General features: G+C 36.5%; 17 protein-coding genes. 12 read left to right on the top strand and 5 right to left on the bottom strand.

Annotated elements, in window-relative coordinates; translation table 11 throughout:
• Positions 1-7 precede the first annotated feature (7 nt).
• Positions 8-4,045, bottom strand: coding sequence for a hybrid sensor histidine kinase/response regulator transcription factor (locus VL047_RS03385; protein WP_325358519.1), 4,038 nt, complete (start codon positions 4,043-4,045; stop codon positions 8-10).
• A 175-nt stretch (positions 4,046-4,220) separates the two neighbouring features.
• Here VL047_RS03385 and VL047_RS03380 point away from each other — a divergent pair, with 175 nt between their 5' ends.
• Genes VL047_RS03380 through VL047_RS03370 form a run of 3 tightly spaced genes read left to right on the top strand, consistent with a single transcriptional unit; the run spans position 4,221 to position 10,033 of the window.
• A complete protein-coding gene (locus VL047_RS03380) occupies positions 4,221-7,400 on the top strand; it encodes a TonB-dependent receptor (protein ID WP_325358517.1) in 3,180 nt (1,059 codons plus the stop codon).
• 18 nt (positions 7,401-7,418) lie between these two features.
• Positions 7,419-9,311, top strand: a complete 1,893-nt coding sequence (locus VL047_RS03375; protein WP_325358515.1) for a RagB/SusD family nutrient uptake outer membrane protein — start codon at positions 7,419-7,421, stop codon at positions 9,309-9,311.
• Positions 9,312-9,322: 11 nt separating this feature from the next.
• The gene (locus VL047_RS03370; RefSeq protein WP_325358513.1) at positions 9,323-10,033 is read left to right on the top strand and encodes a DUF3823 domain-containing protein; all 711 of its coding nucleotides are present in this window, start codon (positions 9,323-9,325) and stop codon (positions 10,031-10,033) included.
• 76 nt (positions 10,034-10,109) lie between these two features.
• On the opposite strand, the gene VL047_RS03365 is transcribed toward VL047_RS03370, so the two are convergent.
• Genes VL047_RS03365 through VL047_RS03350 form a run of 4 tightly spaced genes read right to left on the bottom strand, consistent with a single transcriptional unit; the run spans position 10,110 to position 16,483 of the window.
• Complete coding sequence (locus tag VL047_RS03365; RefSeq protein ID WP_325358511.1) at positions 10,110-10,955, bottom strand: sugar phosphate isomerase/epimerase family protein; 846 nt, start codon at positions 10,953-10,955, stop codon at positions 10,110-10,112.
• 1 nt (position 10,956) lies between these two features.
• Positions 10,957-12,075 (bottom strand): Gfo/Idh/MocA family oxidoreductase, encoded by a 1,119-nt coding sequence (locus VL047_RS03360; protein ID WP_325358509.1) that lies wholly within the window; start codon positions 12,073-12,075, stop codon positions 10,957-10,959.
• A gap of 42 nt (positions 12,076-12,117) precedes the next feature.
• On the bottom strand, positions 12,118-12,870 hold the full coding sequence (locus VL047_RS03355) for a ThuA domain-containing protein (RefSeq protein WP_325358507.1): 753 nt from the start codon (positions 12,868-12,870) through the stop codon (positions 12,118-12,120).
• 31 nt (positions 12,871-12,901) lie between these two features.
• A complete protein-coding gene (locus VL047_RS03350) occupies positions 12,902-16,483 on the bottom strand; it encodes a PVC-type heme-binding CxxCH protein (protein ID WP_325358505.1) in 3,582 nt (1,193 codons plus the stop codon).
• Between the two features lie 341 nt (positions 16,484-16,824).
• On the opposite strand from VL047_RS03350, the gene VL047_RS03345 reads away from it, so the two are divergent.
• The 9 genes from VL047_RS03345 to VL047_RS03305 all read left to right on the top strand — a co-directional run bounded on the left by VL047_RS03345 (position 16,825) and on the right by VL047_RS03305 (position 26,353).
• Entirely contained in the window at positions 16,825-17,151 is a 327-nt protein-coding gene (locus VL047_RS03345; protein ID WP_325358503.1) for a metalloregulator ArsR/SmtB family transcription factor, read from the top strand.
• 2 nt (positions 17,152-17,153) lie between these two features.
• Positions 17,154-17,618: an SRPBCC family protein gene (locus tag VL047_RS03340; RefSeq protein ID WP_325358501.1), complete on the top strand. Its 465-nt coding sequence runs from the start codon at positions 17,154-17,156 to the stop codon at positions 17,616-17,618.
• Positions 17,619-17,624: 6 nt separating this feature from the next.
• Positions 17,625-18,008: a DoxX family protein gene (locus VL047_RS03335; RefSeq protein ID WP_325358499.1), complete on the top strand. Its 384-nt coding sequence runs from the start codon at positions 17,625-17,627 to the stop codon at positions 18,006-18,008.
• 4 nt (positions 18,009-18,012) lie between these two features.
• On the top strand, positions 18,013-18,603 hold the full coding sequence (locus VL047_RS03330; protein WP_325358497.1) for a YdeI/OmpD-associated family protein: 591 nt from the start codon (positions 18,013-18,015) through the stop codon (positions 18,601-18,603).
• A 243-nt stretch (positions 18,604-18,846) separates the two neighbouring features.
• Positions 18,847-20,037 (top strand): efflux RND transporter periplasmic adaptor subunit, encoded by a 1,191-nt coding sequence (locus tag VL047_RS03325; RefSeq protein ID WP_325358495.1) that lies wholly within the window; start codon positions 18,847-18,849, stop codon positions 20,035-20,037.
• A gap of 7 nt (positions 20,038-20,044) precedes the next feature.
• Positions 20,045-23,218 carry a multidrug efflux RND transporter permease subunit gene (locus tag VL047_RS03320; protein WP_325358493.1) on the top strand — a complete coding sequence of 1,058 codons (3,174 nt, stop codon included), beginning with the start codon at positions 20,045-20,047 and terminating at the stop codon, positions 23,216-23,218.
• A gap of 11 nt (positions 23,219-23,229) precedes the next feature.
• Entirely contained in the window at positions 23,230-24,702 is a 1,473-nt protein-coding gene (locus VL047_RS03315; protein ID WP_325358490.1) for a TolC family protein, read from the top strand.
• 62 nt (positions 24,703-24,764) lie between these two features.
• Entirely contained in the window at positions 24,765-25,652 is an 888-nt protein-coding gene (locus tag VL047_RS03310; protein ID WP_325358488.1) for a helix-turn-helix domain-containing protein, read from the top strand.
• A gap of 20 nt (positions 25,653-25,672) precedes the next feature.
• Positions 25,673-26,353, top strand: coding sequence for an SDR family NAD(P)-dependent oxidoreductase (locus VL047_RS03305; protein WP_325358486.1), 681 nt, complete (start codon positions 25,673-25,675; stop codon positions 26,351-26,353).

Here is a 26,353-nt window from a genome sequence, read left to right as displayed (position 1 = left end):
TTTAAATTTACTCATCTATTTTTACTTCACATTTACTCATACGGTATTTTGACGGGCTTATATCGAACTGTTTCATAAAATTTCTAGTAAATTGAGTTTGAGAACTAAAACCTACAGACAGGGCAATTTTCTTGATTGCATAATCACTTTCAGCCAAAAGCTCTGCAGCTTTCTTTAGACGGGTTAGGGTAATCAATTCTAAAGGCGACAATTCACAGATTGCTTTAATCTTTCGATATAAAGTCGGTCGGCTCATGTTCATTAACCAAGCTAATTGCTCAACATCTAAATTGGTATTATTAATATTCTTATTGATGACCTCATTTAAATTTTCTAGAAATGTATAATCGGCGACCGAATAAGCCATCGTTTTAATATGAACTAATGGAGAATTAGCAAAATACTTTCGTATTTTTTCTCGATTAGTCAATAAACTATCTATTTGAGCTAATAAATATTGAGGTGAAAATGGTTTTTCAATATATGAATCTGCCCCTGCTCCAAGCCCGTCAACCTTTGATTCCATAGAGCCCTTTGCAGATAAAAGGATAATCGGAATATGGCTATAGTCAAGATCGTTTTTCAAATGTTTACATAGATCATACCCATCCATAATAGGCATCATAATATCACTTATAATTAAATTTACCATATCTGTTTTGAGCACTGAAATGGCTTCCTCTCCATTTTTAGCTTTGATAACATGATACTGATCTGCTAAGATATTTGAAACAAACTCAATAATCTCCACATTATCTTCAACAATTAAAACTGACAAATGATTTCCATGTTGATTATTTTGAGAGCTGTCTAATTTTAACTCTAAAGTATCAGGTATTTTTCGGTCCTCGTCTTCGGAAGCCGAGAGAAGTTTCTTTTCAGCCTGTGGTTGCAAAATCTCATCAAACAATTGATATCCATTGTTTTGATGAATAGGTAATTCTAAAGCAAAGACATTCATATTATCCTCCGGAGCTAAAAGCTGCAATTTACCTCCATGTAACTCTGCTAATGACCGTGCTAAAGCAAGTCCAATTCCTGTTCCAGATTGACTCCCCGACTCATCGAGTCTAAAAAATGGCTCGAAGATCTTATTACCAAACGACAAAGGGATAAGTTTTCCATCAGTCTTCACTTTGAAAGTGAAAAAATTCTCTTCGTGATCAATCTCTAAATCAACCATAATAGTACCATTCGAATATTTAATCGCATTGCTAAACAAATTGCTAATGATTTTCCGAACGGCTTCGTCATCAAGATCAGCAACTAATCCGTTTTCAGGAAAACTTATTTCAAATACGCATTGTTTACTTTCTGCGAGATGAATAAATCTATTATAAACTTCATTAACTAATTCGCAAACATCTGTCTTAACAAAACTCAAGGTAATATTATCGGCTTCAGCTTTTCTGAAATTAAGCAACTGATCTGTTAAATGAATCAAACGATCTGTGTTCTTTCGCATAATCATCAGACTAGGATTAAGGGTACTATTGTAATCTAGATCTTTTATTACGGCTTCTAGTGGTCCTTTAATCAAGGTTAGAGGAGTCCTTATTTCATGAGTGATATTGGTAAAGAATTGCAATTTGGCTCGGTATATTTCACTTTCCTTTTTAGTCTCAAATAAGGCAAACTTTCGTTTATTTCGTTCATGTAATCGTTTTAAATTAAACCTATGAATCAGATAAGCTCCTGAAACTAAGATGATGAAATATATACCAAAAGCTAAGTTACTCGCCATAAATGGAGGCTTCACTGTAATTTTCAATGTGCTCACTTCATCTCCCCATTCTGAATTAGTGGCCGCTTTCACTTCAAACAAATAATCTCCCGGCGAAATATTTGTAAAATATACTTTACGGTTTGTTTCTAGATAAACCCAATCATTTTCAATTCCTTTCATGCGATAAGCATATTTTGTCATTTTAGGAGAAACGTAACTTAAAGCTGCAAAGTCAATACTAAAGGTAGATTGCTTGGGCCCTAAAACAATAGAATTGGTTAATAAGATTGACTTTTTTAAAGGTGATCCTGGCACATTAATTCCCAACTCACGGTTTGAAACCTGGAAGCCTGTAAAATAAACCGCTGGCGTATGATTGATAGAAGTATTATGGATTGGATTAAATCGAATAAGTCCTTTTACGCTTCCAAAATAAAGACTTCCATCTACCGCTTTATAACCCGATTTATAGTTAAACTGATCATTTAACAAACCATTATTTTTGGTAAAAAGCCTCCAATGATCGAGCGATGGATCCATAAAAATCAGTCCCTTAGCAGTACTGATCCATAATCCCTTATTCTCATCCTCTAACACTTTATAAAAAACATTGCTCGGAAAATTATTTAAAGATGATAAATGTGTAAATTTTTTATTTTTAATATCATATTTACTCAAACCATTTTCGGAAGTGATCCACAAGTTCCCCTCGCTATCTAGTGTTAAGTCGTTGATGTAATTGCTTAGTAAACTATTAGGATTTGACCCATCGTGTTTTAAATCTCCAACAAACCCATTTTTAGGATTATAAAAATACACACCGTTATTTGAAGCAGCTAACCATAATATTCCCTCTTTATCTTCAACAATGCTGTGTAGGTGAACATTTGGAATTCCTTCAATCTTGATAAAATCATCTTGCTTTTTTTGATACCAATACAATCCTCCAGAAGATCCAACATAGAGTGTTTTGTTCTTTGTTAAACAGAGCGATTCGATAAAATTACTTTCTAGAGTACTATTCCCTGCTCTATAATTCCGGACAACCTTGCCTGTTTTTATATTCATAACATCCAGTCCTTGCTCATATGTACCGATCCACAATTCATCTTTAATTGCTAGCAAACCATGAATATTATTATGGGAGATACTCCCTTTTCTTCCGTCTGATGCAAATGAGGTGAATTTATCTGATTTTGGTTCATATTTCACTAACCCTGCATCTTCTGTCCCGATCCACATTGAACCATATTGATCAACACTTAATTCTCGCACCGCATTGTTTTTCAAAATATTACCTGCCTCTCTTGAAAATATTTTTTGAAAAAATGAATTCTCTTTGGCAAAATAATTTACACCTCCGAAATATGTGCCTGCCCATATACCTCCCTCTTTATCTCTTGTAAGGGTGTAAACTGCATTGTCAGTCAAGGAAAAAGGATCATTTCGATCTTTCCTCAATTGCTGCTTTAAACCTTTTTTTAGATCATATATAAATATACCAGACTCGGTAGCCAACCAATACTCATCCTTTTGATAATGCATAATGTCTCGAATATAGATAGGTGTCTTATCTGGATTTAAAGAAAGAACATCTTTGTAGGAAAAATCTTCTGTATGAAAAACTTTTAGTCCCTGCCTTTGGGTTCCTACAAGAATAATATTTTTACCCCCCGATTTTATCACAGGTATCCACCTCATTAAGGTCGGTGCAGAATGCTTATAGACATCATAACGCACAAAAGAGTCTGAGGAAGGAATGTATTTTGCTATGTATCCTTCGCCACTCGCTACCCACATACCATCATCCTCAGTTATAGCTACAGAGGTAACAAAACTCATCTCATCTTGATAATTTCGAATTGTCTTAATTTTTGCATTGTAACAGAACAGCGTTTGATTTAAAATATACCAGATTTCACCTTTATTATCAACCTTTACCACTGTTACGGTTTCTCCCCTAGTTTCTTCTAATAGTGTAAATGTTTCATCGATTGGATCATATCGATACAATCCACTAGAGGTTGCTACCCAAATATTTTGAAAGCGATCTTCATCAAGCGAAAAGATATAATTACTACCAATACCATCCTTCACTGTTGGGTTATATTGGAAATTTTTAAAAGAATATCCATCAAAGCGATTCAGTCCATCTTTTGTGCCGAACCAAAGAAATCCACGACTATCCTGCAAGGATGAAATAACTGAGTTATAGGTCAATCCGTCCTCAACTTGATAATTTCGGAAATAATAAGGCTGAGCATAAACGTAGTTTATCGATAAACATAAAAACATGAATGAGGTAATCGTCTTCAGCATACACTAAGTATTAAAATTTTATCTAAACTAATAAAAAGATACTCCACCAGACACTTGAAATAGCCCCTTTTTCTTGAATGAGACATTTTGAATAAAGAATGATCAATTTAATAGAATGTATTTAATCTTCTTTGAGTTCATTAAAATTAACCATTTCACTATTTAATTATGATCTATGAGAAATTATTACGAAAAAAATGTTGAAGAAGGAGATAAAGGCGGTGGCCTTTGTCGAACCTTCAAAAAACTAATGTATATACTCACAATAAGTGTGTGTATACTTTATACCAACCATACTCTGGCCCAAGATATGGCAGTCAAAGGAAAGGTCCTTTCTACAGAAGGAAAGCTCTTACCTGGAGTAACTGTTGGTTTAAAAAACGGAAGTCAAGTCACTCAAACCAACGAAGATGGAGTTTTTTCCTTGAATCTCCCCGCGGGATCTGCAACATTAGTCTTCTCCAATATTGGTTTTATGGCAAAAGAAGTAGCCGTTAAAATTCCTTCTGAAATCTCGGTAGTTTTAGAGACCGATGACCAGCAACTTAACGAGGTTGTGGTAACGGGATTTGGATCACAAAAACGAGAGTCCCTAACAGGCGCAGTATCAACAGTAACTAGCAAGGATTTGGAAAGAGTACATGGAGGCTCAACTGTAAGTTCCAGTCTTGCAGGTAAACTACCTGGAGTTTCTTTTAAAATGCCTGATGGAAGACCTGGTGCAAGTGCCAATATTCAAATCAGGAATATGGGAAACCCATTATATGTCATTGATGGAATTCAACAAGATGGAGGCCAATTTAATAACCTTTCTCCAAATGATATTGAAAGTATAACTATCTTAAAGGATGCTTCGGCGGCAATATATGGTGTCAAAGCAGCCAATGGTGTTGTTGTGGTTACTACTAAAAGAGGCCGTAGAGGCACAGCCAACCAAATAAGTGTTGACTCATATATGGGTTGGCAAAATTGGGCAAGGTTTCCCGAAGTAGTAAATGACTCCTATCAATGGATGAGTGGAAAAGCAGAAGCAGAAATGAATCAGTTTGGATCTACTAATATTACTCAATCTGAATTGGATAAATATAAGTTAGGAACAGAGATGGGGTACCAATCTTTCAACTGGAAAGATTTTATCATCCAAGATAATTCACCTCTTAATAGTTTAAATGTAAATGCAACTGGAGGGTCAGATAAAATAAACTATTATTTATCGGCAACGCGTCTCCATCAAAATTCTGTATTAGGCAGAGAATTCACTTTTGACCGTAGTAATATTCAAAGTAATGTGGATGCCCAAATCACTGATAACTTAAAGGTGGGTGTTCAAATTAATGGAAGAATAGAAGAAAGAGATAACCCAGGTATACCTGGAGGAGATGACTACTGGTTACCTCGTTTCGCCATTATGAGAAATAGACCCATGGAGCGTCCCTATGCGAATGATAATCCAGCCTATCTTAATGATATTAAGCATAATGAAACAAATTGGGCATATAACAATAAGAAACTTGGGGGGTATTCAAATGACAAGTGGAGAGTTTTGCAAAGTAACTTCACACTGGACTACAAGATCCCTGGAATAGAAGGATTAGCTCTAAATGGGATGTACTCTTATTACATTGCTGATAACGTAATGAATGGACATGAATATACTTATGAAGCCTACACCTATAATCCACAAGATGACACCTATTCTGTAACTGGAGGGAGTACAAATCCTTGGAGGGAACGAAGAACTCGTAAAATAATCAGCAATAACTATCAAGCCAGGTTAAATTATGACAACACTTTTGGCAAACACACTATTGGAGGCGTGTTGGCATTTGACCGTCAAGAGCGCTTTGATCAGGAACAATGGGTACATGCTGTCCCAGAAACAAATGTTCTTCCGCTTATCTATTTTAGCACTCTTGATACATATAATGATAATGATAATGAAGAAGCACGCATTGGCTATATCGGAAGGCTGAACTACAATTATGCAAGACGGTACTACCTGGAAGTTTCGGCAAGAAGAGATGCCTCTTGGAAATTCGCACCAGATAAACGAGTGGGTTATTTCCCTTCAGCATCTATCGGTTGGAGAATTACTGAAGAGTCATTTATTAAATCGCTATTAGGAACAAATTCTGTCGTAAATGATATTAAGTTAAGAGCTTCTTATGGAATACTTGGAGATGACGATATTGGCATTGGGCCATACGATTATCTAATAGGTTATAACTATAATACCAGTATAACGATCATCGATGGCGTACCGGTTGTTGGTACACGTGACAAAGGAAATCCAATAACTAATATTTCTTGGTTCAAAAGTAAAATCACCGATATTGGAGTTGATTTCTCATTATTCAACAATAAACTAACAGGTAGTGCTGATTATTTCTACCGGTTACGTACAGGTCTAAGAGGCAGAAAATATGACATTGTTGTACCGAGCGAACTTGGATATTCTTTACCGGACGAAAACGTTAACAGCGATGCCCACCAAGGAGGAGAAGCTGCATTAGCTTATAATGGAACTGCTGGAGATTTAGTATTTAGTATTGGCGGGAATGTATCTTATGCAAGAGGAAAATTCATTTCTTCTTATAAACCACTTTTTGAAAACTCATGGGATCAATATAGAAACTCTGGCGAGGGCAGGTATAATAACATCTTCTGGGGCTATGAAACCATAGGTCAATTCAAAACTCAGGAAGAGATAAACAATTACACAGTAAATATTGATGGGGAAGGTAATCGAACACTCCTTCCGGGTGATTTAATTTACAAAGACGTCAATAATGATGGAAAGATAAATGGTTATGATGAAAGACCAATCGGTTATGGAGCAGGTGTTCAACCTTCGGTAAACTTTGGCTTAAATATTTATTTATCCATGAAAGGTTTTGATTTCAATATGGATTTCTCAGGTGGATCGATGTATTCCTGGAATCAAAACTGGGAGCAAAGGCTTCCTTATCAGAATGAAGGAGCATTAAATAAACGATTAACAGACAGATGGCATCGAGAAGATATCTTTGACCTAAACAGTCCATGGGTAGCTGGTGAATACCCTGCCTTTAGATTTAACAATGGTGGGCATAGTAATTACAATAAGAACTCTACCTATTGGCTGCATAACGTGACCTACTTACGAGCCCGTACCATTGAATTAGGATATTCATTACCTCAGTCATTATTGGAAAAAATAAAAATAAAAAAGGCTCGATTCTATATTAATGGATATAACCTGTTCTCATTTGACAATCTAAAAAAATTCGGTGTAGATCCGGAAATCAATGATGACAACGGCCTTCAATATCCACAAAACAAATTTTATAATGTGGGTATCAACCTTACTTTATAATCTATAAGCGATAACAAGATGAAAAGAATTTATATATGTATACTCTTAATGCTGAGTTTAAACTGGGCATGTAAGAAAGACTCTGAGTTTTTAGATAGAAAACCCAAACAAGTATTAACCGAAGAGCAGGTCTTTGGCGATGAGAAACAAGTATTGTCTCTTTTGGCTGATCTATACAATCGTTATGTAGACTTTGCTACTCCTGAAAACTGGTCGTCCATGAGTGACTTTAACGAAGCATTTTGGTCTGAAGCAGGTCGTTATGGTGATTTCCAAAACAGCGGCTGGGGATACGGGAACTGGGCGATTTGGGATTATGGATATATTCGTGAACTAAACTTATTTATAGACAAAGCAGCAAAAAACACAACTTTAGATGCTGAGTTAATGAAAAGAATGCAAGCTGAAGCACGCTTCATCAGAGCATCTTATTATTTCGAATTAGTGAAACGTATGGGTGGTGTTCCTCTTATCCTCGAACCTCTAACGTATGATTTTAGTGGTGATGCAACTTACTTACAGAATCCACGGGAAAAAGAGAGTGCCATTTATGACTTTATCATTAAGGAGGCGGAAGAAATAAAACCCTTGCTTCCAAAAGATGTGAACACAAAATCGAGAGCAACTGCTGCTGCTGCTCTTGCCATGCAATCTAGGGCTGCATTGTATGCTGCATCTATTGCAAAATATGGATATAAAACTCCACAAGTAAGCTTGAGTGGTGGTGAAGTAGGGATTGATGCAGCTTTATCAAATGAATATTATGCAATTGCTTTAAAATCTGCACAGGAAATTATTAGTGGCTCAGTTGGAAGCTATGCTCTCTATCTAAAAAAACCTGATAATTTGTCTGAAAACTTCGCTAGCCTTTTTTATGATAAAAATGGGAATAATGAATCGATCTTTATTGAAGATTATAAATTGCAGAGTGGCAAAGTACATGGATTTACCATTTCAAACCAACCTCGATATGGTGCGGAAGAAGAAGAAGGTGGCCGAATTAACCCTTCACTGAATTTAGCTCAATCTTTCGAAAAACTAGATAATACATTCGCTCCCTTTGAGACAAACACCTCAACAGGAGAATATGTATATTATGATAACCAAACCGATATATTCGCAGGTAGAGATGCTCGATTAGCTGGTACCATTATATTGCCAGGAACTACTTTTAAAGGCCGTACTGTTGATATTTGGGCAGGTTATCAATTGGCTGATGGAAGTATCATCACTGGCGACGATCGTGGTCAGCAAAAGACACTTCCAGGAAAGTCTCTTCCAGAACAAGTTGTAGGCTTGGATGGTCCTATCAATGGATATGAGTTTACTGCTCAAACAGGATTCTATATCCGGAAATACCTGGATCCCGCAGCAGGTTCGGGCCAACGGGGAGTGCAAAGTGAAGTTCCGTTTTTACGCTATCGCTATGCTGAAGTTTTACTAAATGCAGCAGAAGCAGCTTTTGAATTAGGTGATGCAAATACCGCAGCTACTTATATGAATGAAGTACGTGCAAGAGCAGGATTAACAACACCATTAAATTCATCTCAAATAACATTTGACAGAATTGTACATGAACGTAGAGCAGAACTGGCTTTTGAAGGTCACTATTATTTCGATTTGAAACGTTGGAGGATTGCCCACGAAGTGTTTAATGGTGCTAATATTAGCAAAACCGAAATCGTAAAAAATATTGGCAGTTCTACTAAAATTAGCACACAACCCTATGGTATTTGGCCATATAAAATCTATGCCCCAGGAACGCCAAACGATGGAAAATGGATATACAAAGTTGTTCTTCCTGATCGTGTAACTGGAGCCGACCGCTTCCAATTAGGAAACTATTATTCTGAGATCAACAATACAATTCTCTCAAATAATCCAAAAATTGTAAAAAATCCTAATCAATAAAACAGCAAAGCATGAAAACTAAAATTAAAAATATATTGGTTGTTCTTTTAATTATCACCGGTTTTACAGCTTGTGAAAAGGACAACTTCAAAGCTCCAGAAATAATGTTCAACGGCCGCTTGGTCTATCAAGGAGAAAAGATCTATCTAGAGCAAGATCAAGTCTCATTTGAATTATGGCAATCTGGCTTCGGAAAGTACGCACCAATAAAAAGCTCCTTCAATCAAGAGGGGGAGTATTCAACAACATTATTCAACGGAACCTATAAGTTTGTTATCCCTATGGGACAAGGACCTTTTAAATGGAATATGAACGCAAACGGCAATGCAGATTCACTTTTAATTGAATTAAATGGCAACAAATCCTGGGATATAGAAGTCATCCCATTTTATTTGATAAAAAACACAACTTTATCGACAAATGGAGAAAATGTTTCTGCTGTTTTTGATTTGGAGAAAGTGATAACTGGTGCTGAAGGAAAAAATGTGGAACGAGTTTACTTATACATCAATAAAACCCAATTTGTAAGTGGAAACTCTAATTCTAATATCGCACAATCTTCATTATCTGGAGACGAACTTTCAGGACTATCAAATCTTGAATTAAGTGTTGATATCCCAACTTTAACCCCAAGTCAGAACTATGTTTATGCGAGAGTTGGACTTAAAATTCAGGGTGTGGAAGATATGATCTTTTCCCCCTTAAAGAAGCTAGAGTTCTAGTTAATATTAAAAACAACACAAAAGAAATGCCCCCAAAAAGTCAGAAACTTTTTGGGGGCATTTCTTTTGGTATCTATTAAGAAAAAAGCTTTTTATAAAAAGCTAGTCCTTCAGATGCTAATTCGTCCGCACTGTTGGCTAATGGTCGCCAAATACTGGCAGCTCTGGCTAATTCTTTTGACGGAGATCCAAAGGTTTCAATTACAACTGCACCGGTATAATTAATGTCGTTTAATGCATCCTTTATACCTATCCAGTCTAAGTTTCCTGTTCCAGGGGTCCCTCGATCACTTTCATTCCCTTGAACATGACATAGGTTCTTTCCAATGTTACGAATTGTACTTGGTATATCCTTTTCTTCAATATTGTTATGAAAGGTATCCAGTTGAATTTTCAGAAAAGGGCTATTCACTTCTTCTATAAAAGACAAGGCTTGATCTGCTGTATTTACCATATCGCTTTCAAATCGATTTAATGGTTCAAAGCCAATAACAACACCCTTTTCTTCCGCTACTTTTGTCGCTTTAATAAGGTTCTCAATACACCAATTTCTTTCGATTAACTTTTCCTCTGAACTTATTAACCTAGATTTACCGACAGCCGAATAAACGGGACCACCAAAAACCGGACTCTCTAAGTAATTAGCAATTTCAATACAATCAATGATGTATTGAAGCCCCTCTGCCCTAACACTCTGATCTTCGCTCGAAATATCCCGACTTGCACCGAAAGCTCCGCTTACAGTAATCTCCAGTTCTAATTTCTTAGCGATTGTCTTTAATTTTTTCCAGTCAATGATATCTTTATCTTCAACGGCTACTTCAATAATATCAAAGCCCATCGTTTTTACCTTGTAAAGAAGGTCAAAGTATTCAGTGCTAAATGGAGATACCCAAACAAACGTACTTACACCAAACTTCATATTATAATTCAAAGTCAGGAATACTTATTCTTTCTCCACCTTTCATGGCAGACTCATGCGCACAAATACCAGCACATGTATAATTGGCCGCAAGTTCTGCATCTACCGCAGAATCTCTTCCTTCAATAATTGCAGCTATAAATTCTTGAACTAAATGAGGATGTGACCCACCATGTCCAGCTCCTTGTAAAAAAGAAACATGGTTTTGATCGCTTATCTTCTCACGCTTCGTAAAGTGGGCAATTTCATTAATCAATAATTCATCTGTATCAGGAACACTGATACGCTCAGCATTTTCTCCACCATCAAAAATCACATGATTCTCGTCTTCTAATTGCTCCCATTCAAAGGACATTTTATCACCATAAACGTCATAACTCTCTCGGTATTGACGAACAACATCAAAAAGAGAACGAGTCGCTTCTGCTACAACATCGGAGTCTTTCAATTTAAACGTAGCTGTTTCAACAGCGAAAGGTGAACCATAACGAGAGGCTAAATCGTCCGATAATTTACCAGACCCATGACACACTACTGATTCAGCTTTTGTATTATTAATTTTTAATAAAGGTGAAATTGCATGAGTTCCATTTAACATTGGTGGAAAGCCTTTCCAATATTCGGCCCATCCTTCCATACTCATGTCTTGAATATGCGAACCTCTAACAAATTGAATTCTACCTAACTTTCCGGTTTCTGCCAACTTCAATCCATATAAGAACTCCCGGGTATACAAAGCGGTTTCCATCATCATATATACCTTATTTGCTTTCCTTTTGGCATCTACAATTTCTTTACAATCTTCTACTGTCATTGCCATCGGAATGGTACAAGCAGTATGCTTATTTGATCTTAAAGAAGCTAGAGTCATTTTAGCATGTTCTGGAACAGGGGTTACAATATGAATGGCATCAACATCGTCTCGTTTTAAAACATCCTCAAAATTTGTAAAGCATAAATCATTATCCAAGTTAAATTGGGCCTTCAGCTCGTTCAACGTTTTTTCATTTCGTGTACATATTCCTACAGTTTTAATATGAGGGTGAGATTGATAAATGGAAATAAATTCTTTACCAAAACCCATACCTACAATGACAACTGAAATTTTTTTCTGATTCATAATTAATGTTGTTTTTAAATAAATTTAGTAATAAACGAAGTGCTACTTACGCGCCACCCACTTAATAGCATTGATTAATAAAGACTGATATGCTTTTAACTCATGTGATTCAGCATCATGCCCGAGTGCAATCCCAACAATACGTGCATTTGGGTTTTTAACAACAAACACAGAAGGGAAAACTTCTGTCGAGCCTGCTCGATTGGCCGTTGCTAAAACCTCTATTCCTGGACCTGCTGAATCCTCTTTAAAATAATATAGTTCATCTTTTAAATGAAAACTTTCAGGTACACCTTCTGTTACGGGATGATTCTTTTCTAAAACCTTCACATCGAAACCACCATAGGCATCATGCCCTCTAGAACCACCACTTACCAAAAGCTTGTTGTATTCAGGCCAATCTTCCCAATTATACCAAAGTGCAGCATGGCCCAATACAAGCCCTTTCCCTGAGTCTACAAAACTTAAAATGGCTTCTCGAGTAGCTGCATCACTTATGGGTTGATTATTGGTCAAAAACAAAACATCTATGTTGGGTAAATAGTGTAGAATTTGACTTACATCATCAACGTAATCCATTTTTATATTTGAAGCATTCATCAACGTTTGGACATCAACTTGCTTATACCATTTATCAAAATCATGAGAAGATCCTCCCCCAACTAGTAAAACTAAAATATCATTTGAAGCCTTAGTTTTTACATTGCTATTTTTCAATCCAGAACAGGAAGAAAATAGAATTACAGTTGAACTAAGCAAACTGATAATGAATAATCTTATTTTAATAAAACTCATCTTTAAATATTAAATAATTAAAATAATAAATTTATTTTACAACTCGAATAATTCCATTCATGCCCCGCCAATGTCCGGGAAATGTACATACAAATGGATAATCTCCAGTTGTTGTCGGAACTGTAAACTCAATTACATCGCTTTCTCCACTTGCTAATAACTTGGTCGAATAAAGAACTTCTGGGATTCTAGGGATATATTGCATCTCAGCTGCTTTGGGATTTCTCAATAACTCGTCAGCGGCAGCTCCTACTTTCTGCAGGCTACCAGGTTTAATTATCAACAGATTGTGAAGCATCCCATCTGGATTCTCAAATATTAAAGTTACCTTTTGTCCTGCTTTTAATGAGATTAGCTTTTTATCAAACTGCATAATATCTTTCACTACTTTCAATACAATAGTGGTTGATTTAACAGTTTCATTATTGGATTCAGTTTTCTCAACAGTCTTAAGCTCTGACTTTTTAATATCCAAATCAGGTTTATTCAACTCTAATTTTACTTGCTGAATATTTCCTGTAAACTCAAATCTTCCATTGTAGCTACCAATCTTGAAGGATTCATTATCACTATCTTCTCCAGAACGTGCATAATAAAAATCTTTCGCATCATTAAACAATCCCTTCGCTTTACTTTTTGCAACCTGCTTCCCGTTTATGCTTAAAAAAATGTCTCCATTTTGAGCCAAGGTCGCTAAGACATCAAATTTCCCTGTTGGCAAAGCTCCTGTTGAAGTTGCACGGTACTCTTTTCCTTCTTGGTTCACTTGCATTATTAGTTTTCCTGCTTCAATAAAAATAGCATAACCATCCTCATGTCCGCCTTGAGCAAAAATCACTCCTTCTAATACTTTATCATCATTCTTAGTTATTGAAGTTGTGACTGTTAATTCTTTACCGCTTATGTTCGGCGAAAATTGTAAACGATTTCTTCTCCCCAAGATATACACTTCTTTATCAAGTGCTTGCAATATCCTCTTAGTAAATACACTTTCTTCCTTTATTGCCTTACGAAAACTTTGTTCATGTTGAACAGCTGCAGCAAACAAGGCTTGAGAAAGCCATTTATCATCCTCATTTTCCTTAACTAAACTTGCTTTGTAAATTAACTCACCGGCTTCATCAGAGATTGGAAAACTAGCTAATGAAACAAACACAGCTAATCGAGTATTTAAATTAGGATCTTGCATCAAGTTATTACTTCTATAAGCTTCTAAGCTTGAGGCAGATTTCAACGCCACCTCGGCAGCTGCCTTTCTTACTCCGGCAGCAGGATGAGACATAGCAGAAATCACAACCTGTTGTGCTTCTTCATTCGAACCATCTAATAAACCCAAGCCTTGAAGAGTCCATAGTGCATGTACCGCCGGACTATTTAGCCCGATCTCATCAACATTTCTATTGTTGATAATTGCATAAAGACCTGTTGCAGCTGCTTTATTCTTTGATTCAACTAATAAACGTTGTGCGGTAGTACGCCAAAACTTATTATCATTTTGCAAGGCCGACAGCAACCCCGGTAAATCAGATTTACTTAAATGCAGAGGTTTATTTTCTTTTGCATTTTTATATACGACTCTGTAGATTCTTCCATGATTAATATCTCGCAGCGGACTCGAAAATGCATTTCCTTGACCATGAGGCTGCTTGGTTGAAACAGGAAGCACCATATCTGACGGTGCCTGTGCTGGCACAAAAACATTATGTTGAATAATAAAATTATACCAATCGGCGATCCATACTGCTCCATCCGGTCCTACTTCAGCTTGTACAGGGCCATACCATTCATCAGAGCTAGCCGTTAGATTCCAACCATCTTTTTCTGTAAAACCAGCTCCATCTGGTTCGATAATAGCATTGTGAATTAATCGAACGGTTGGTTCAGATACGAACGCTATCCGATTCCAATATTCCTTAGGATAATTACGTGCTGTATAAAAGTGATGGCCAGCTGCAGCAGTAAAACCACCCACAACATCCACTTGTCTCAAGTTTGGAGTTAGAGCATGTAAATCATAATGGCCATCAATTTTTTGAACAGCCTGAATAAATGGGACATCCTTCACTTTAGGTAACTTCCGCTGCAAAAACCTTTCAGGCATTGAATAGAAAGCACTATGTGTATTGTTGGCCGTCGAAAGGAACACATTGTTATCCTCAGTAAACCCTAAACCCCACGTATTATTACTAGAAGATGCTAAATATTCAAAATTCTCACCATTGGGATCAAAATGATAAACCCCTTGAGAAAACTCTTGTTTCTTCCCATTTATCATTCCATTAAATCCAGAATAACCGGTGACACCCCAAATCTTATTATCAAATCCATACACCAGATTAGAAGGGCCAGCATGCGTGTCGCCTTTTCCCCAGCCGTGTATCAATACCCGTCTAACATCAGCTATGTCGTCTCCATCTGTATCTTTTAAAAATACAATATCTGGCGCCATGGTAACCAATACTCCCCCATTGGAGAAAGTTATGCTGGTTGGAATGTTTAAATCTTCTGCAAAAACAGTAAACTTATCCGCTACACCATCTCCGTCCGTATCTTCTAATATTTTAATTCTATCATTTGCTAATCCATCGGTTTCAACAAATGTATTCGGGTAGTCAACAGATTCAACAATCCATAAACGCCCCTTTTCATCCCATGCCATTGCAATAGGATTCTGAATATCAGGCTCTGATGCAAATACTTTAATATCAAAATCAACAGGTATTTGTGTAAGCTTATTAGATTCCGATGGACTTAATGCTTCTTGCATTTTAGGTACCAAATGCCGCTTGGTATAGTTTGCAATGGTATCAGAATTATAAATATCGGCATTGGGAATTTTTAAGGCTTGTATTTGCTTACTTACCAAATCCCCCATGGCCCAGAGAGTACCATTACGTACCAAATCCAGGAAACCTAAATTGGTCCAAGTTTTATCTTCATGCCCATACGCAGTATAAAACACACGACCCTTTCCCTCGTTCCGTACCCAAGTATAAGGCTCTCGCACGTTGCCTTCTACTCTTTCTGATAAAACGGTAATATCAGAATTTAAGTTTTTATGTACATACGTTTCATCCCAAGTAGTAAACTCTGGGATATCTTTCATAACAGGATGTTCAGCATTTACAATGGATGCTTTAAAACTACCTTCACTATGAGAAGCGAATTGACCACCTATTGCTTTGATATACCACTCTGAGTTTTTAAAACAACCGGCAGCCGAATGTAAAGCAATCAAACCTTTGCCACTTTGAACGAAATTGCGAAGTGCGGTCTCTTGTTCTGGTGAAATACTATCGTAATTTGCATAAATAATGAGACCATCAAATTTTGCCAGAGTTTCCTGATTTAAGTCAGATAAACTATTGGTATAGGTTAGGTTTATCCCACTTTTAAACAATTTAATGGAAAGCCAAGGAGCATATTTCTGAGAATCATGATGCTGGCTTTCATTTCCTAAAAATAACACCTCTGCTCTTCGAGGTATTACTAAATCTTCATTTTGCAACCCTATGTCTGCAACATTCTCAGAATTACTTAGCTTTTTCTTGCTGCTACAACTAACACTGAAAGCGATAATCATTACTAGAAACAAGTGTATTGTTTTACGCATATCTTTTTTTTCAATTCAATTAAATAAATTCACTGTTTTCATTTTTGGTATTTGTTAATTACTAAAAACGCTTCAAATAAATAAAAAAACAGCCTTTATTTTGATTCAAAAACTATTCAATTTATATCATGATGGGCATTTATTTAAACAAAACAGCTCTTTATTCAATAATTATGAAGCTACATAGATACCTTCAAAGAACTATTAATCAAAAACATCTGAGACGAACCTTTTAGGCAACAAACAATACCAATAAGAAAAAAATACTAGATCAACATTTTTTTTAAAAAATTTGCGTAGTTAAATGTCTACATTTATATTTGTAGCCAAATGACTTCATAATGAATCTAAGACGAGATGTATTTCAAGCTATTGCCGATCCGACTAGACGAGCAATACTTATGTTAGTTGCTACGCAATCAATGACTGCAGGTGCAATAGCTTCAAACTTTAACACAGCACGACCAACCGTTTCAAAACATCTACAGATTCTTACTGAGTGTGAACTCCTGAAACAAGAGCAAAGCGGCAGAGAAATACATTATTATATAAATGCAAAAAAAATGAAAGATGTGGCAGAATTTATTGAACCGTTCCGCAAAATGTGGGATGATAGATTTAATAAATTGGAAGCTGTTATGAAAAACTATCAATCAAAAGAAAAGTAAAAATGGAACAAAAAACAAAAATAAATGCCGAAGATGGCAAACAGGAAATCATAATCACAAGAGAGTTTGATTTGCCTCTGGAATTGCTGTTTAAGGCATATCAGGAACCTGCACTTCTTGAACAATGGATGAATACGAAAGTGCTAAAAATGGAAAACAGAAAACATGGTTATTATGCGTTTGAAACTTCGCATAATGGAAATATCGTTTTTCGGGCAAATGGTACAATCCACGAATTTATTCCCAATCAAAAAATCACAAGAACATTTGAGATGGAGAACACACCATTTCCTGTTCAGCTTGAATATTTGGAGTTTGAAAAACTAACAGAGGGCACAAGCAAGCTTACTATGCATATCCTGTTTAAATCTATTGAGTTCAGAAACCAATTAATGCAAATGCCATTCGCACAAGGTCTTAATATGGCTCACAACAGACTTCAAGAAATGATAAGTAAATTAAAATAACGAAATATGACAAAAAGAAACAAAATTATCTATTGGGCTACAACGGTGTTTCTGTCATTTGGAATGACCGCAGGCGGTATACAACAACTATTACAAATTGGGGGTTATAATGAAATAGTAAGTTCGTTAGGCTATCCACTATATCTTTTAAGTATACTTGGTGCATGGAAATTACTAGGGGTTGTTACTATTCTTATCCCGAAATTTCCCTTATTGAAAGAATGGGCCTACGCAGGCTTTTTCTTTGCAATGTCGGGAGCTTTTATTTCACATCTAGTAGTTGGACAAGCATTTACCGAAGCTGTTCCATCACTAATATTATTATCGATAACAGTTGTATCTTGGTATTTCAGACCAGCTGATAGAAAAATTATCTTTGATAAAAAATAAACCAATGCTTATGAATGAACAGGCAGAAACATTTTTCAAAGACGAGAAAAAATGGAAAGACGAATTTCATTTATTGCGTGAAATCGTTTGTGAAAACAAATCTCTTGAAGAAGATTACAAATGGATGCACCCTTGTTATACTTTTCAAGGAAAAAACATCGTACTCATTCATGGCTTTAAAGAATATTGTGCTCTGCTGTTTCATAAAGGTGCTTTATTAAAAGATCCGAAAAACATTTTGATAAAGCAATCTGAGAATGTACAGTCTGCAAGACAAATCAGATTCACCAATATTGAGCAAATCATAAGATTGAGAGATTTTATCAAATCCTACATCAAAGAAGCTATTGAAAATGAAAAATTGGGAAAGAAAGTAGAAATAAAGAACGTGAGTGAATACCCTATTCCAGAAGAGTTTCAAAAGATGTTGGACGACAACACTGCATTGAACAAAGCATTTTATTCCCTAACAACGGGACGACAGAAGGCGTATCTTCTTTACTTCAATCAAGCAAAACAATCCAAAACAAGGAAAGCAAGAGTTGAAAAATGCATCGCCAAAATACTCGATAACAAAGGGTTAGATGATCATTAAACAAAATTCGCACTAATAAATCAGTTTTGTCGTAAGTCGACAAGATCTAGCAAATTGAACATTCAAAAAGCCTGCAAAATAATACTTTGCAGGCTTTTTGTTTTACGTCCTCCCCCCTAATTTTTGTTTGGAAATTTCAATACACATTAGATTTTGGTCATTCTTACGAATATTATGGTTACATCGCATGCCCTGCCTCACCGTAATTTTGTCTTAGAAATTAAAATCAAATAGAGAGTTAAGATGAAATTTAAATTCAATACAAAAAGAAAAAGTATCCTTATGCTAGCTGGTTTAGGGATTATATCAATAGGTGTTTTTGCATTTGCGACTAAAGACGGAGAAGATGTATCAATACCTGAAGTAGCACCTTTGACAGTGGAAACTTCTTTACCGGTTTATGAAAAGATCACCGAGTGGGATGAATATACCGGTAGGTTTGAAGCAAACAATCGTGTAGAAGTTCGAGCAAGAGTAAGTGGGTTTCTAAAAAAAGTGAGCTTTACTGATGGGCAGCACGTAGAGAAGGGACAAACTTTATTTGTAATAGATCAAAGACCTTTCAAAATTGAGTTGGATGAAGCAAAAGCAAATTACGCTCAGGTAAAGGCTGCTTTAAAAGCTGCTCAAGATGATTTTAAGAGGGTTGAGTCATTGAGGGAAACAGGAGCTCTATCTGCTGAAGAATACGACCGAAGGAAACAGGCTTTAGCACATTCAGAAGCTAGCATACAATTAGCGCAGGCCAAAGTTGATAATGCTAAACTGAATTTAGAGTTTACAGAAGTTAAAGCGCCCATTTCAGGTTTAGTGAGCAGGAACAAAATTAACGAGGGAAACTTGATAGATGGAGGTAGTGCTAATTCAACCTTGCTAACAACGATCGTAGCAACCAGTCCGATTCACTTTTATTTCTCAGGCAGTGAATCTGATTATCTAAAATATGTAAGACTAGCAAGAGATGGGAAACGAGGAGCAGTTAGATCTGAAGGAGTTCAAGTACAGATTGAACTGGCAGATGAGGATGATTTTATACACGAAGGGAAACTTGATTTTGTAGATAACGAAATTGATAACCATTCGGGAACTATAGAATTCCGCGCAGTGCTTCAAAATGAAAACAATTTACTAGAGCCTGGAATGTTCGGTAAGGTGAGGATTTTGGGTAGTGCAAAACACGAAGCAATCATGATTCCAGACGACATTATTGGTACTAATCAATCTTTACGTTACGTGTATGTACTTGGAGAAAACCAAGAGGTAGTAATCAAGAACGTAACCTTGGGACCTTTGCACTCAAATGGTTTGAGAATCATTAGAGAAGGGCTAACATCAAATGATAGAATAATTACCAATAACCTTCAGAAAATAGCGCCGGGAATGGTGGTAAACTTTAAAGAAGATGAGGACTTCATCACCAAAATAGTTAAATAATCAGAACATGAAATTTAGTCAATTTTTTATAGAAAGACCGATCTTTTCCGCAGTACTAAGTGTACTTATTCTTATCGTGGGAGGATTGGCTTATGTATCACTTCCCACATCTCAGTTTCCGGATGTTGCTCCTCCTACGATAGAGGTGGTAGCTATATATCCAGGAGCAAATGCAAAAACACTTTCTAGTACGGTAGCTGGACCATTAGAAAAGGAAATTAACGGTGTAGAGGGACTTATTTACATGACTTCTCAATCTGCAGCAGATGGTCGGGTAACCTTGCAGGTAGCCTTTGAGCTTGGTACCGATTTAGATAAGGCACAGGTACAAGTACAAAACCGTGTTGCCATTGCAGAACCTCGTTTACCGGAATCCGTGAGAAGATTGGGTATTACGACAAAAAAAGTGTCACCGGATATCCTTATGGTAATAAATCTGTATTCTCCTAATAAAACTTATGATCAGACCTATATGGGTAACTATGCCGTTCTCCAATTAAAGGATGAACTGGCCAGAATTAAAGGTATTGGGAATATACAACTATTTGGAGCTGCTGAATATGCTATGCGTATTTGGATGGATCCAGATAAAATAGCAAACTTAGATATCAATGCTGCGGAAGTAGTGGAAGCTCTACGAGCACAGAATGTTCAGATTGCAGGTGGTACGCTGAATACTTCGCCTTCTGGAGGCCAAACGGCTTTTGAAGTAAATATACAGACACAAGATAAACTTGCTTCAATTGAACAATTCGAAAATGTTATTATAAAATCTGGAGAAGACGGGCGTATAGTAAGGCTTAAAGATGTTGCCAGAGTAGAATTAGGTGCTCAAAATTATACAACACGTGGTTATTTAGGGAAACAACAGTCGGTTGCAATGCCTATTTTTCAACAACCAGGGGGTAATGCACTTGAGACGGCTGCAGAAATTCAGAGTAAAATGGAGGAACTTTCAAAGAGCTTTCCATCAGATCTTAAATATAAGATTGCATACAACCCTACCAGATTCATTCAAAAATCAATAGATGAGGTTTACCATACAATTTTTGAGGCGGTACTGTTGGTTATTTTTGTAATTCTCTTGTTTTTACAATCATGGAGGGCTGCTATCATTCCAATATTAGCCATACCGGTTTCTTTAATAGGAACTTTTGCTATCATGCAAGCTCTGGGATTTTCTTTGAATACACTAACCCTGTTTGGACTTGTACTAGCCATTGGTATAGTTGTAGATGACGCCATCGTCGTGGTGGAAAATATGGAGCGATACTTGAGAAAAGGCTTATCGCCAAAAGAAGCTGCTGTTAAAACCATGGATGAAGTTGGTGGTGCATTGGTGGCTATCGGTTTAGTGCTAATTGCAGTATTCATTCCCACTGCTTTTTTAGAAGGTATATCTGGTCAGTTTTATAAACAATTCGGATTGACGATTGCCGTAGCTACCACTATTTCGGTATTTGTTTCGCTTACCTTAAGTCCGGCAATGGCTGCTCTACTAATGCGCCATGAGGAAAAAGAAAATGAAAGTAAGCCTTTTATAATTCTTAAGCCTTTTATTTATATCGGAGACAAGTTCAACTTGTTTATGGAGAATATCTCTAACAGGTATGGAAATGGCGTTCGAAAACTTGTACGGTCATCAATTATGGTTCTGTTCGTTTATTTCGGACTGATTTTACTTACCGGATTTGAGTTTAACAGAGTTCCTAAAGGATTTATCCCGGCGATGGATCAGCAATATTTTATTACTGTAATTCAATTGCCACCTGGATCTTCTTTATCTCGTACAGATAATGTGGTAAAAAAGGTTTTAGATGCTTCCTTGAAAATTGACGGGGTGGCAGATGCCATATCGTTTACGGGATACGACCCAATATCGTCTACAAATGCGTCCAACTCGGCTGTAGCATTTCTAGTACTTGACGATTTTGATGACAGAGATGACAAGGGTATTAAATACGAGGATTTAATGGGAACGATTCAAGGAACAATGGCTCAAATTGATGAGGCTACAGTTTTGGTAATCCCTCCCCCATCGGTTAGTGGTATTGGTAATGCCGGTGGTTTTAAAATGATGGTTCAGGATAGAGGAAACTTAGGAACAGATAAATTACTGGAAGCTACTAATGCACTTGCTTTGGCAGCGAACCAAGACCCGGTGCTAAGTAATGTATTTACCTTTTTAAATAATCAAACTCCACAATTATATCTGGACATAGATCGTGTAAAAGCAGAAAAACTGAATCTAAATGTTCAAGATATCTTTCAGTCCCTTGAAGTCTATATGGGATCTGCGTTTGTGAATGAATTTAACTATCTGGGAAGAACATTTCAGGTTATTGCTCAGGCAGACGCGCCAAACCGCTTAACACCGGAAGATATATTAAAGATTAAGGTACGGAATAATGAAGGAGGAATGGTTCCGCTAGGCACGATTGCCAAGCAAGAAAACATAGCTGGAGCATCCATAATACCAAGATTCAACATGTATCCTTCTGCTTCTTTAAATGGATCTTTTTCACCGGGATATAGCTCAGGACAAGCATTGGATAGAATGGAGGAATTGGCAGAACAAGTTCTACCGCAGGGTATTTCTTACGAATGGACAGAGATTGCCTATCAGGAGAAACAGACAGGGAATACAGCAAGTATAGCATTTCTTTTGGCTGTAGTCTTCGTTTTCCTTCTATTAGCTGCTCAATTTGAAAGTTTAGTTTTACCACTAGCTGTCATTTTTATTGTGCCTATGGTACTTCTATTTGCAATGATAGGTGTAGATATTGCAGGATTAGACAATAATATAATGGTGCAAATAGGCTTGGTCGTTCTGGTCGGTCTTGCAAGTAAGAATGCCATATTAATCGTCGAATTTGCTAAACAACTGGAAGAACAGGGAATAGAATTAAAAAAAGCTGTTATAGAAGCTTCAAGGTTAAGGTTACGTCCTATTTTGATGACAGCAATGGCCTTTATTTTGGGGGTATTGCCCTTGGCACTCTCTACTGGTGCAGGCGCTGAACTACGAGTTTCACTTGGGATTGCGGTATTCAGTGGAATGCTTGGAGTGACAATTTTTGGAGTTTTTCTTACACCACTATTCTATTACCTAGGCAGGAAATGGACGACTAAGCCTAAAAAGAAGGAAATAGAATCAACAAACAATGAATTGAACAAATAAAAAAATACAAAATGAAAAGTTCATTATTAATAACCCTTTTATTACTGGTGTTTGTTTCTTGTGGTATTAGAAAGCGAGATTATAATACAGTATCAAATGTTTCAATAAAAGACAGCTTCCTGAAACAAGAACTAGCAGATTCAGTTTTTAAGACTACAGCCATAACGATGGAATGGTGGTCAGAATTCAATGATCCTGTATTGGATACTCTTATTGAAAAGGCAAGGAAACACAACCTGGACATAAACTCAGCAGTTGCAAATTTTCAAGCCTCTCGAGCCATGTTAAAGGGTACAAAATTAGACAGATTACCTACGATCACAGCAAATGGTGATTATACGAGAACCCGAACAGGTGAAAATGTATTTGCGCCAGGTGAAAATCCAACCTATAGTACTTACAATACAAGTTTTGATGCATTTTGGGAGGTAGATGTTTTTGGAAGAGTCTCCAATAGAATTAGAGGTGCTTATGCCAATAACCAACAAGCATTGGCAGATATGAATGGTGTTTACATCAGTATTTTTGCTGAAGTAGCAAACAATTACCTTGAATTAAGAGGCACTCAATATTTGTACGATATAGCAAAACGGAATTTAACAGGCCAGGAAGAAACCTATAATTTAACGGTGAAGCTATCAGAAGCTGGTACAAGCAATAAGTTGGATGTATCTAGAGCACTTGCACAGTTAGAAACAACGCGTGCAAGTATGCCGCGGTTGGATGCGAGGATTGAAGCCTTAAAAAACAGCTTAAGTGTTTTAGTCGGTGAAGTTCCTGGAAATTTAAGTTCATCAATTGTTAAAAAACAACCGCTACCAAGCTTACCAGAATCCATTACAATTGGAAATGTGCAGGAGATGCTACGTCGTAGACCAGATGTCAGACTAGCAGAGGCCATTTTGCAGGAGAGGATTGCACAATACAATATTTCCGTCGCTGACCTTTATCCAAAGATTCAATTTGGCGGTTCGATAGGTTTTTCTGCTGTGGATTTTTCAAACTTTGGAAGTCGTGAGTCATTTACATGGAGCATTTTTCCAAGCATCAGTTGGGCAGCTTTTAATTTAGGACGTGTAAAGCAACAAATTAGAAGAGACGACGCATTAACACTAGCTGCGGTTAACCAATATGAAAAGACTGTTTTAGAGGGACTGGAAGAAATTAAAACCTCTTTAAGTAATTATACTCATGAACTGAAAAGAAGGGAGATTTTACGTACATCTTCACGTGCTAGTGCAGAGGCTGCAGAGTTTGCAAAACAAAGGTTTAATGCGGGGCTTGATAATTTCATTGATTATTTAAGTGCAGATAATGCATTACTTGTGGCAGAGAATTCTCTGGCACTTAGCGAAATATCTTCCGCAACGTCACTAATTGCTATATATAAAGCCTTAGGAGGTGGGTGGGAAATTATTACTGAAGATGAGGTAAATCAAAAATTTGAAGAAATGAAACTTTCAGAAAACCGGAATGATAATTAATTTATGATATTTGTAAGTAATGGTATTGTTGTACCGTAGTTAACCGAGATAATAGATATTTGATGAAAAAGGCTGATATACCGGTTTTTGAAACTTTTGATGAATTTTACGAAGCTATTGATTTTCCACATAGAAGCAATATTCCTGACTTTGATATTTTTCATGCTGAAAGCTTAGAACCATCTGCAAGAAGGTGTATGGCACCTTATCGGCAGGACTTCTATCAAATAGGATTGTTGAGCGACTATGGGAGTACAGAATTTAATCTGAATGCAGATACCGTAAAACTGGAAGGTTATCCTTTACTGTTCGTCATTCCCGGACAGATATTTTCTTGGGTGAGGGATAAGAATATGACTGGGTTCTTTATTATGTTTAAAAAGGAATTTCTTGCGAAGTCGTTTCCCGATTTAGTAGGCGATTTTCCTTTTTTAAAAATTACTGAGAACTACTCATTTGTGTTGACAAAAGATGAACATAAGACACTGTTTTATGATATAGAGAGAATGAATTCTGTATTCAAAAACCCTCACCCCTATCAGGAAAGGATGTTAGAAGGAATGCTAGGCTCCTTTCTTTATTTCTGTAAAGCTATTTTCGAAAGAAACAAGACAACGGAAAACCATTTATCAAGATCGCAGATAATAACCAACCGGTTTGAAGGGCTGGTAGATAAAATGTATGTAGACACCAAGAATGTAAGTGATTATGCGGAGAAACTTAATATCACGCCCAATTACTTAACTACAACGGTAAAAAAACATACTGGCAAGAGTGCTAAAGATATTATACATGAAAGACTACTTCTTGAGAGTAAAAGTTTACTCAAATACTCAGGATTAGACATTGCAGAGATTGCCTATCGTTTAAACTTTCAAGAACCGACTCATTTTACGAGGTTCTTTAAAAAACAGAGTGGAACAACTCCAAATGAATTTAGGAAGACATAAGCATTTTTAAATTAAAAAAGATGAAGATGAAAGAGGATAATATAGCACTAGTTACCGAGGCCGGAAATGGTTTTGGAAAAACACTTGCCAATATTCTATTAGAACATAATTACAAAGTGATACTTGCGGCCTGTGGCGAAAGTTATAAGCTTCTATCTGAGGAAGGTGACAATATACGAGGTTATGAGTTAATTGAAGTAGATTTTACGTCTGAGAGTAATTTGACTCGATTGTATACCAGGGTAAAGTCTTCTTGGGGAAAACTGGATCTACTAATTAATAACGCCGAGGTTGTGAATGGCTTTGGACAAAAGATAGATCAGATAAACATAGAGGACGTAAAAAAGCTTTACGAAATAAATCTATTTGCAGTAATAAGAGTTATTCAAGTACTAAAGCCACTTATGGAAGCGAGCGAAAATCCCACTATTATTAACATTACAAGTGCTTTAGGTGACATAACTAAGATGAAGGAAGAAGGGTTCTGTTATTCGAACTATTATTTAACGGCTTATGCTACTTCAAAGGCTGCTTTGAATATGTTTACACAATTACAATGCAAAGAATTCAAGCCTTCAAAAATAAAGATACATAGCTTTGATCCCGTAGTTAGAGAAAATTGTACATACAACTCGGTCGTTATATGTGACGGTATAAAAGATGAGTTTATTTCATTGATTGAAAAGAACAGAAATTCATAA

This window comes from Albibacterium sp., from assembly GCF_035514885.1.
Classification (GTDB): domain Bacteria; phylum Bacteroidota; class Bacteroidia; order Sphingobacteriales; family Sphingobacteriaceae; genus Albibacterium.
The sequence above is the reverse complement of the archived record's forward strand: the minus strand, read 5'-3'. Positions and strand labels throughout refer to the sequence as shown.